Source organism: Streptomyces sp. KLMMK (assembly GCF_036961605.1).
GTDB classification, from domain to species: Bacteria; Actinomycetota; Actinomycetes; order Streptomycetales; family Streptomycetaceae; genus Streptomyces; species Streptomyces telluris.
The window spans coordinates 1-7,299 of sequence record NZ_JBAMDC010000333.1; the positions used below are offsets into that span (position 1 = coordinate 1).

The 7,299-nt window shown below is 74.3% G+C and carries 7 protein-coding genes and 1 pseudogene; 3 read left to right on the plus strand and 5 right to left on the minus strand.

The annotated features are described in order from the left end of the window. Positions 1–554, minus strand: a pseudogene (locus V7793_RS30000) (PucR family transcriptional regulator); the annotation flags it as partial. Positions 555–899: 345 nt separating this feature from the next. Here V7793_RS30000 and V7793_RS30005 point away from each other — a divergent pair. The 3 genes from V7793_RS30005 (at position 900) to V7793_RS30015 (ending at position 4,225) form a co-directional block, all read left to right on the plus strand. Further along, positions 900–1,601, plus strand: a complete 702-nt coding sequence (locus V7793_RS30005; RefSeq protein WP_336012344.1) for a hypothetical protein — start codon at positions 900–902, stop codon at positions 1,599–1,601. Further along, positions 1,598–3,100 (plus strand): NADH-ubiquinone oxidoreductase-F iron-sulfur binding region domain-containing protein, encoded by a 1,503-nt coding sequence (locus tag V7793_RS30010; RefSeq protein WP_336012346.1) that lies wholly within the window; start codon positions 1,598–1,600, stop codon positions 3,098–3,100. The genes V7793_RS30005 and V7793_RS30010 overlap by 4 nt, the downstream gene beginning before the upstream one ends. Positions 3,101–3,217: 117 nt before the next feature. Then, positions 3,218–4,225: an SCO0930 family lipoprotein gene (locus tag V7793_RS30015; RefSeq protein WP_336012349.1), complete on the plus strand. Its 1,008-nt coding sequence runs from the start codon at positions 3,218–3,220 to the stop codon at positions 4,223–4,225. A gap of 71 nt (positions 4,226–4,296) precedes the next feature. Here the strand turns inward: V7793_RS30015 and V7793_RS30020 are convergent, their stop codons facing one another. From V7793_RS30020 to V7793_RS30035, 4 genes are all read right to left on the minus strand, one after another. Then, positions 4,297–4,479 carry a hypothetical protein gene (locus V7793_RS30020; RefSeq protein ID WP_336012352.1) on the minus strand — a complete coding sequence of 61 codons (183 nt, stop codon included), beginning with the start codon at positions 4,477–4,479 and terminating at the stop codon, positions 4,297–4,299. A 77-nt stretch (positions 4,480–4,556) separates the two neighbouring features. Further along, positions 4,557–5,276 (minus strand): hypothetical protein, encoded by a 720-nt coding sequence (locus V7793_RS30025; protein WP_336012354.1) that lies wholly within the window; start codon positions 5,274–5,276, stop codon positions 4,557–4,559. Next, on the minus strand, positions 5,273–5,857 hold the full coding sequence (locus V7793_RS30030; protein ID WP_336012357.1) for an RNA polymerase sigma factor: 585 nt from the start codon (positions 5,855–5,857) through the stop codon (positions 5,273–5,275). The genes V7793_RS30025 and V7793_RS30030 overlap by 4 nt, the downstream gene beginning before the upstream one ends. A gap of 261 nt (positions 5,858–6,118) precedes the next feature. Continuing rightward, positions 6,119–7,204, minus strand: a complete 1,086-nt coding sequence (locus tag V7793_RS30035; RefSeq protein WP_336012359.1) for a polyprenyl synthetase family protein — start codon at positions 7,202–7,204, stop codon at positions 6,119–6,121. Positions 7,205–7,299: the final 95 nt, after the last annotated feature.

The window sequence follows — 7,299 nt, forward strand, 5'->3', positions numbered from 1 at the left end:
GCCCCCGGGTCGGGGATCAGCAGGCACAGGTCGGCCTCGACCGTGCCCGGCAGTCCCTGGCCGAGCGCCGCGGCCAGCTGGGAGGTCAGCTGCGGGGACGGCTGCGGTACGAGGTGGGGCGCGGGCGAGGGCACGTCGCCGGGGGCGGCGAGGACGACCGCCCGCACCCGGCGGGGCAGCGGCCAGCCTGCCTGGCCCGCGAGCTCGGCCAGCACGTCGGAGGGGATGCACCGGTCGTCGGCGAGCGCGGCGAAGAGGGCCTGGCGCGCCCGGGTGCCGGGCATGGCGGTGACGACGCGGGCGGGTTTTCGCCTCGGCTGCGGTATGCGCCCCGCGGCGGCCTCGGGCCCCAGCCCCAGCGTCTGCAGCAGCGCCTGCTCGACGGCGGTCCGCGTCGCTTCCGGGCCGATGCGCTGTGCGACCGCCGAGAACGCCGGCGTGCTGCGCTGGAGTTCCTCGGCCAGCCGGGCGGCGACCGCGGGGAGTTCCCTTCTCACCGCCCGGGACCACTCACCGCGCGGCCGCGACCAGATGCGGTTCAGGATTTCGCACATCGTCTACCTCCGGACTTCCGTTCCGGGCGCGAGGGCCGGGAAACCGGAAAATGCGGGCCGGGCCGCTCTCGCCTGAGTGGGCATCATCAGCAGTCGGCGGCCGTCGGGGGGACAGCCGTACGGGAATTTGTCACAGCGCGATAAACCTTATGAAGATCCTGCGGAGATGGGCGATGCTTCTGCACATTCGGCCGCCGGGCTTCCCGTGGCCGGCCGGTCACACCGTGTGAATTCAACAAGGGCCCTCCCGGCGGATATCGCCGAAGCGAGGGATTTCCGGATTTCTCAGGAACACGGGCGGTCGCCGGAAGCACCGGAGACCGCCCGGCGGAGACCCGTATGCACATGTCGCGAATGCAAACCCTTCCTCGACCCCGGGCCACGAGGGCGCGGGCCCGGCCGCAGCTGCGGCCCTCGGCCCGCCCCGCCCTTCCGGCGGCGATCCTGCTCCTCCTCGCCGTCGCCGCCCGGGCCGGGGTGGCCGAACGGACGCAGGAGTTCCTCGACTTCGGCGCGGGGGTCCTCGCGCTCGTCTCGCTCACCTCCACCGTGCTGTGGGGGCTGGCCGCAACCGACCGGCGGCTGCTGGGCTCGGCCCACCGACTCCTCGCCCAGGGCGTGCACCGCGGGCTGGCCGTGGCCGGGCTCGGCTTTCTCGCCCTGCACATCTGGGTGAAGGTTGCCGAGGACCGTACCAGTACCGCGGCCGCGGCCGTTCCGTTCACCGACAACACGCAACCACTGCTCATCGGCCTGGGCACGATGGCGGGTTACCTGTTCGTCGCCGTCGCGGTCACCGGGGCGTTCCGCAGCGCGTTCAGCGGCGTCGGCAGCTCGCGCCGGTGGCGGGCCCTGCACATGGCGGCCTATCCGGCCTGGGGCGCGGCCCTGGTGCACGGGCTGCACGCGGGCCGTCCCGCGGCCGGCTGGGCCACCGCGGCGTACGCGCTGTGCCTGGCGGGGGTGGCGGGCGCCCTGGCCCTGCGCATGCGCTCGCGGCTGCGCGAGGAACGCGCGGGCCGCGGAGGCACAGGAGGCACATCGTGAACCGGACCGTGCCCGCACTGGCCACCGTCGGGCCGCCGAGGCTCCTGGCGGGCCTGGACGAGACGGCGTGGATGGACCGGGACGCCCACCTGTCCGTCCACGGCCCCGCCCCCGGCCTGGACACCGGTGAACTCGCGGCGCTCGCCGAGGAGATCGGCCTGCGCGGCCGGGGCGGCGCGGGCTTCCTGTTCGCCCGCAAGCTGCGCGCGGTCGCCGCGTCCCTGCACCGCAAGGGCTCTTCCGCCGCCGTCGTCGTCAACGGCAGCGAGGGCGAACCGGGCTGCCTGAAGGACACCGCCCTGCTGCTCTACGCCCCGCACCTCGTCCTCGACGGCGCCGTACTCGCGGCGAAGGCGCTCGGCGCCCAGCGCGTGGCCGTCGGCGTGACCCGCCCCGACGTCGAGCGGTCGGTGAACCGCGCCATCGCCGAACGCGACGCCTCCGAGCCGCGGGCGGACGTGACCCTGCTGCCCGAACGCTTCGTCACCGGCGAGAGCTCCGCGCTCGTCCGCGGCATCGACGGCGGCCCCGCGCTGCCGTCCGGCCGCCGGATCCGCACCAGCGAGAGCGGGCTCGGCGGCTCCCCCACCCTGCTCTCCAACACCGAGACGTTCGCCCAGCTCGCCGTCGCGGCGCGGCTCGGGGCCGCGGGCTACGGCGCATGCGGGCTGCCCACCGAGCCCGGCACCGTCATGCTGACCGTCGCCGGCACCCACGTCGTCGAGACCCCGACCGGCGTGCCCCTGACGTACATCCTCGACCTGTGCCGGACGGGGCCGGGCCAGGGCGTCCTGGTCGGCGGCTACCACGGCGGCTGGCTTCCGGCGCAGGCCGCCCGGTCCGCCACCGTCTCGCGCGACTCGCTCGCCGCGGCCGGGGGCGTCCTCGGCGCCGGAGCCGTACTGCCGCTGCCGGAGACGACCTGCCCCGTGGGCGAAGTGGTCCGCACGGCCCGGTGGCTGGCGGCCCAGTCGGCCGGTCAGTGCGGGCCCTGCGCCCTCGGCCTGCCCTCCCTCACGGACGCCCTGGCCGACGCGGCGGACGGCGGCGGGCAGCGCGCCCTGGACGCGGCCCGCGCACGGATGGCCGCGGTGGAGCGGCGCGGCGCCTGCGCCCACCCCGACGGCACCGCCCGGTTCGTGGCCTCCGCGCTGACGGTGTTCACCGACGAGTTCGCCGCCCACGCCCTCGGGCACGGATGCGCCCGCCCGACGCTCGGCGCCCTGCCGCTGCCCGAGGGACCGGCCGTGCACACCTCCGTGTCACCGGCCCGGGCGGACGGCTCCGCCCGGCCGCCCGCCGAGCAGCTGCTGGTGGACTGGACGCTGTGCCGGGGGCACGGGTTGTGCGCGGACCTGCTGCCCGGCCTGCTGCGGCTCGGCGCGGACGGCTACCCCGAACGGGCCGTGATGCCCCTCCCGGCGCGGATGCGCGGCCGGGCCCTGCGGGCGGTGCGGCGCTGCCCCGCCCTCGCCCTGCGCATCGCCGCCGCCGGCTGAGCGCCGGTTTCTGTCACCGGGTGACAAATTTCCGGTCCCGTTGAGCGGACGAAGGACCGGCTCCGTATCCCCCCTGCAACGGCGGTTCACCGCCGGAACACGAGCAAAGGACGGTTCATGAACAAGCTGCGTCACGCCTCTCTCGCAGGAGCGGCGATCACGGTCATGATGCTCACGGCGGCCTGCGGCGGCGGTGACTCGTCCACGAAGGACGACTACGGCAAAGCCCCCGCCGGGAGCTCCTCCAAGATCGGCGGGGGGTACGGGGCCGGCGGCTACGGCTCCGGCGACAATGCGCAAACGCAGGCGAAGAACGCCCCGGCCAAGGAAATGACGGTGCGCGAGGCTCCGGGGATCGGCTCCGTCGTCGCCGACAGCGCGGGCATGACCCTCTACCGCTTCGACAAGGACACGGCGCAGCCGCCCGCGTCCACGTGCGACGGCGACTGCGCGAAGGCCTGGCCCCCCGTGCCCGCCGGCGACGCGACCGCCGCCTCCGGGATCGGGGCGAAGGTCGGGGAGGTCCTGCGCGCCGACGGGACCAAGCAGCTCACGCTCGCCGGCTGGCCCGTCTACCGCTATGCCAAGGACACCGCGCCCGGCGACACCAAGGGCCAGGGAGTGGGCGGCACGTGGAGCGCGTTCGCCCCGGACGGCAGGAAGGCGGGCGCGAAGCAGGAGGAGAAGCCCGAGGAGAAGGAGGAGAAGCCGGAGGACAAGGACAAGGGGAAGGGGAAGGAGGGGGAGAAGCCCGCCGCCGCGGGCGTGTCCGTCTCCGACAACCCCGCCCTCGGCAAGATCCTCGTGGACGGGCAGGGCCGGACCCTGTACCGGTTCGCCAAGGACAGCGCCTGGCCCATGAAGTTCGCGTGCACCGGCGCGTGCCTGGAGACGTGGAAGCCGGCGAAGCCCGTGGAGAAGAGCGCGGTGCGGGGCGTGCCCGAGAAGCTGATCACCACCGTCACCCGGCCGGACGGGACCGAGCAGCTGGCGGTCGACTGCTGGCCGGTCTACTGGTTCACGGGCGACAGGAAACCCGGTGACACCGCGGGGCAGGGCAAGCAGGGCCTGTGGTTCGCCGTGAACGACCAGGGCAAGAAGGTCGCCTCGGCCCCCGCGGCCTGACACGGTGGCAGGCCGGCCCCGGGCCGCTGCCGACCGGCCCCGCACCGGGCGGAGCCGGTCACCCCTGCACGTCAGCGCCACAGCCACGGGCCGAGGAACTCGGCAGCGGCGGGCAGGGTGCCGCTCAGGAGGGCGCCGGCGATCTGGATGCGGTGGGTGCGCGCGAACCGGCGTGCGCCGGTGCGCTTCCGCCGCTCCGGGAACAGGCTTCGCCGGGGCCGGCGCATGCGGGGGATGCGGGGTGGTCGGGGCATGGTGCTCCTTCGGTCCGGGTGGTGGCACGGCGGTGCCCTGCGGCCCGCAACGGTCCGCAGGGCACGGGCGGCGGCGTTCAGCAGCGGTGGCAGAGGAGTTCGTCACGTTCCGCCGGGGAGGCGTCGTCCAGGTAGCCCTCGGGGATGGGCACCTGCCCGTGCCCCGAGCCGGTGTTGACCTCGCGGATATGCTCGCTGACGGCCGTCGGCCACGAGGCGTTCGCGGGAGCCCCGGCGGCGGGCCTCTCCCAGTCCTCGTCGCACAGGAATCCGCCGGCGTTCAGCTCGCGGTAGCAGTGGACGGCCTCACCGGGCCGGTCCCGCAGCAGCCCCTCCAGGAAGAGGCAGTAGGCACTGGTCGCGTCGTCGGCGCCGGCGGCGTACCGCCACCAGAACCGCGCCCCCGCCTCACAGCCGTTGAGGTAGAGCAGGCAGCCCAGGCCGCGGGCGCCCACGGGGTCCGTCGGGCGCTCGGCCTCCGCGAACTCCACCAGCCGCTCGGCCGCACCGGGCGCCTGGGCGACCTGGCTGCACAGCTCCTTCAGATCGCGGCGCAGGCGCCGCTTGAGCTTCCACAGCGAGGCGAGGGCCTCGCCGTCGACGGAGTGCAGGAGCAGGTCGGCCAGTTCCGGGGAGGTGGGAACCAGCCAGTCGTGGGCCGGACCGCGGGCGGCGAGGGCGCGGCGCCGCTCCACCTGCTCGATCCGGGCCCGCAGCAGGCGGTCGTCCTCGGCGCGCTGCTCGCTGCTGTAAGCGGGGGTCCGGATCTGTGTCCCGCGCAGGATGTCGTCGATCATCCGTGGTGGCCTTTCTCGTGTGCGGGCGGTTCGTCGGCGGGCGCGTCGAGGAGCGCGGCCAGGGCGCTGCGGCCCGCCGCCAGGTGGGAGCGGACGGTGGAGGCGGCAAGGCCCGTGATGTCGGCGATCTCCTCGGGGGTGTAGCCGAGGAAGTAGTGCAGGGTGATACAGCGGTTCTGCCGCTCGGAGAGCCGGGCCACGGCCCGGTGCACCTCCATGCGCGCGGTGATCTGGTCGACCTCCTCGCTGGGGATGCCGGCGATGGGCTTGACCGTGGGCTCGAAGGCGAGGCCGGCCGGAACGCAGGGGCGGCGGTCGCGTTTTCGTAGTATGTCGGCCACGACATCACGGAGGATCTTGAAGGCGAAGGCGTCGGTGCTGGCGCTGGCCAGCGCGTCGTCCCAGTGCAGGTACAGCTTGAAGAAGGCCTCGTTCGCCGCCTCACGGGCGTCCTCCATCGAGTACAGCTTGACGTAGGACCAGTTCACATAGGTGCCCCGTTTGCGCAGGACGAAGGACTCGTACACCACCGAGTGCTGATCCTTGGCGGCCGTGCCCAGCACGGCGTGCCGGGCGCTCACGCCGGACCCCGCACGTGGTGCTGTTCTGTGCGCCGTGCGAGGGTCGCCCCCCTGCGGCGGCCGGTCGGCGCCGTGCCGTCGAACATCACGATTTCCCTGGTCTCTTTTCCGAAGCGGTCCGGACCCGGTGCCCCCCGAGGGCCCGGGAGAGCATCACGTGCTCTCACTTCTGATGCCGTCCCGGAGGCCCCGTGCGTCCAGTCCGTCGCATAAAAACCTTGACGGAACGTAACTTCGCCCGTACGAACGGCGTTCGGACCGTCATGCGGTCCGGGCGGCGGCGCCCCGGGCCAGCTGGCGCAGGGCGCCGAGCGCGGCGGGCGGGAAGGACTCGTGGTCGAGGGCTTCCTCGGCCTGCTCGCAGCGGGACTGGATGAGCCGTACGACGGTGGCGTGGGCGCCGGTCTCGGCGAAGACGGCACGGATCCGGTCGGCTCCCGTCTCGTCCAGGTCCGGGTTGCCGAGCAGGGCATGCAGGGCCCGCCGCTGGGCGCGGTCGGCGCGCTCCAGGGCCAGGGCGACCAGCGTGGTGTGCTTGCCGTCGCGCAGGTCGTCCAGCCGGGGCTTGCCGGTGACGGCCGGGTCGCCGTAGACGCCGAGGAGGTCGTCGCGGAGCTGGAAGGCGTCGCCGAGCGGCAGGGCGTACTCGCTCAGCCGCGCGCGGAAGGCCGGTCCCGCGCCGGCCATGGCGGCGCCGATGTGGAGGGGGCGTTCGACGGTGTACTTGGCGGTCTTGCAGCGGACGATGGCCAGCGCGTGCGCGGTGCTCGCGGTGGGGCGGCCGGTGGCCAGCAGGTCGAGGCACTGGCCGTACATCACTTCGGTGCGCATCGCGTCGACGACCCGCAGGACGTCGGCGAGGCGGCCGGCGCGCAGTCCGGCGGTGTGCAGCAGTTCGTCGGACCAGACGAGGGCGACATCGCCGATCAGGAGGGCGGCGTTGCTGCCGAGCCGGTCGGCGGCGGCCGCGCTGCGGCCGGCCCGGTGGCGGTCGGCGAAGGCGCGGTGCACGGTGGGCCGCCCGCGGCGGGTGGCGGAGTCGTCCATGAGGTCGTCGTGGACGAGGGCGAAGGCGTGGAACAGCTCCAGCGAGGCCGCCACCCGCAGCGTCGGGGCGGGGGTGCCGTGGCCGCCGGCGGCGTGCCAGCCGATGACGCACAGCAGGGGGCGCAGCCGTTTGCCTCCCGAGAAGAGGAAGTCGCCGAGGAATTCGGTGACGACGGCCGGGTGGCCGTCCGCGGCGGCGGCGCGTGCCTTGCGTGCCAGGAACGCGGACAGGACGACGTCGACCTGACTGCGGACTGCGGGCAGGTCGAGCGGCGCGGTCGCGATATCAAGGGTCGACATGAGGCGGTCCCCTCCGCTGTCGCGTCCCAGCGCAAATGTACAACCGGAAGGGCCCGGTTCAGCAGGGCGTCCGGGAGTGCGCGAAGCGCTCGAAG

What these genes read in the sequence shown, in the direction of transcription:
- V7793_RS30025 (WP_336012354.1), bottom strand. Translation starts at nt 5,276, where the DNA reads ATGATCGACGACATCCTGCGCGGGACACAGATCCGGACCCCCGCTTAC.
- V7793_RS30020 (WP_336012352.1), bottom strand. Translation starts at nt 4,479, where the DNA reads ATGCCCCGACCACCCCGCATCCCCCGCATGCGCCGGCCCCGGCGAAGC.
- V7793_RS30035 (WP_336012359.1), bottom strand. Translation starts at nt 7,204, where the DNA reads ATGTCGACCCTTGATATCGCGACCGCGCCGCTCGACCTGCCCGCAGTC.
- V7793_RS30015 (WP_336012349.1), top strand. Translation starts at nt 3,218, where the DNA reads ATGAACAAGCTGCGTCACGCCTCTCTCGCAGGAGCGGCGATCACGGTC.
- V7793_RS30005 (WP_336012344.1), top strand. Translation starts at nt 900, where the DNA reads ATGTCGCGAATGCAAACCCTTCCTCGACCCCGGGCCACGAGGGCGCGG.